General features: G+C 70.6%; 1 protein-coding gene. It reads right to left on the bottom strand.

Annotated features, from left to right (window positions below):
* Positions 1 to 1871 (bottom strand): bifunctional aldolase/short-chain dehydrogenase (locus tag QN357_RS18740; RefSeq protein WP_323505368.1); only part of this gene is annotated, 1871 nt, incomplete at its 3' end.
* Between the last annotated feature and the right edge of the window lie 188 nt (positions 1872 to 2059).

Here is a 2059-nt window from a genome sequence, read left to right as displayed (position 1 = left end):
TCGACGCCGTAGACCGCGGCTCGCTTGGCTCCCCAGCCGCCGGCGAAGATGCCGGAGCCGCGCACGACACCGTCGGGGTTGATGCCGTTGACCTTGACGCCGTACTCGCCGAGTTCGGCGGCCAGCAGGCGCACCTGGTGGGCCTGGTCGGCCTTCGTCGCCGAGTACGCGATGTTGTTCGGGCCCGCGAAGACCGAGTTCTTGCTCGAGATGTAGATGATGTCGCCGCCGAGCTTCTGGTCGATCAGCACCCGGGCCGCGGCGCGGGAGACGAGGAAGGAACCCTTCGCCATCACGTTGTGCTGCAGGTCCCAGTCGGCGACCGTGGTCTCGAGCAGGGACTTGGAGAGCGAGAGCCCGGCGTTGTTCACGACGAGGTCGAGGCCGCCGAAGGCGAGCACGGCGGCGTCGATGCCGGCCTGAACCTGGTTCTCGTCCGTGACGTTCGCCTGAACGCCGATCGCGATATCCGTGCCGCCGATCGCCGCCGCGGCCTCCTGCGCCTTGGCCAGTTCGAGGTCGGCGATCACGACGCAGGCGCCCTCGGCCGCGAGCCGGGTGGCGATCGCCTTGCCGATGCCGCTTGCCGCGCCGGTCACGAGCGCGATGCGTCCGGCGAGCGGCTTGGGCTTCGGCATCCGCTGGAGCTTGGCCTCTTCGAGCGCCCAGTATTCGATGGCGAACTTCTCGGCCTCGTCGATCGGGGAGTAGCGGGAGAGCCCCTCGGCTCCCCGCATCACGTGGATGGCGTTGACGTAGAACTCGCCGGCGACGCGCGCGGTCTGCTTGTTCGCGCCGTAACTGAACATGCCGACGCCCGGGATCAGCACGATGAGCGGGTCGGCACCGCGGATGGCGGGCGACTCCGGGGTCGCGTGCCGGTCGTAGTAGGCCTGGTAGTCGAGGCGGTACTGCTCGTGGAGTTCGTGGAGCCGGGCGAGGGACGCCTCGACAGAGGCGTCCGCCGGGAGGTCGAGCAGGAGCGGCGTGACCTTGGTGCGCAGGAAGTGGTCGGGGCAGCTCGTGCCGAGGCCGGCGAGCCTCGGGTGTTCGACGCTGGCGAGGAAGTCGAGGACCTCGGGCGCGTCGGTGAAGTGGCCGACCTTGGCGCTGTCGGTGGAGACGAGGCCGCGAAGGGTCGGCGCAAGCGCGGCGGCCTTGGCGCGGCGCTCGGCCGCCGACAGCGCACCGAAGCCCTCGAGCGGGGCGCCGAAGGGCTCCGGCTTGGAGTGCTCCTCGATGTAGGAGGTGGCGGTCTCGATGATCCAGAGCGAGTTCGCCTCGGCCTCCTCGCTCGTGTCACCCCAGGCGGTGATGCCGTGGCCGCCGAGGATCGCGCCGATCGCGCCGGGGTGGGCGTCCTTGATCGCGGCGATGTCGAGGCCGAGCTGGAAGCCGGGGCGGCGCCAGGGCACCCAGATCACCCGGTGGCCGAAGATCGAGTCGGTGAGTTCTTCCCCGTCGACGGCCGTCGCGATCGCGATGCCGGCGTCCGGGTGCAGGTGGTCGACGTGGGCCGCGTCGACCAGTCCGTGCATCGCCGTGTCGATCGAGGGGACAGCGCCGCCGCGCCCGTGCAGGGCGTAGTCGAGGGCGCCGACCATCTCGTCTTCACGATCGAGGCCGGGGTAGACATCCACCATCGCGCGCAGCCGGTCGAGGCGGAGCACGGCGAGGCCGGACTCGGTGAGGGTGCCGAGGTCTCCGCCGGAGCCCTTGACCCAGAGCAGCTCGACGGTGGTGCCGGTGACGGGGTCGATCTCGGTGCCCTTGGCGGAGGTGTTGCCCCCGGCGTAGTTCGTGTTCTTGGGGTTCGCGCCGAGGCGGTTGGAGCGGGCGACGAGCGCCGCGGCCGTGGGATTGGTGGTCATGATCTGCTTTCCAGGGGCTGGGAGAGGAGCTAGAGGGCAAAGGACGAGCGGGGGCAAGCACGGGCGGTGCGGGGTGTCGGGCCCTGACTGTTGCGGCGGGGAGGGTGGTCTAGGCGCCCCAGCCGGCCTGGGTGCCGCCGACGCGGTCTGCGCAGATCTTCTCCTGGTAACTGGATGCCGCGAACGCC

The organism is Cryobacterium sp. RTC2.1 (assembly GCF_035018685.1).
Taxonomy (GTDB): domain Bacteria; phylum Actinomycetota; class Actinomycetes; order Actinomycetales; family Microbacteriaceae; genus Cryobacterium; species Cryobacterium glucosi.
Note: the sequence above shows the minus strand (reverse complement) of the source record. Positions and strands in the feature narration are given on the sequence as shown.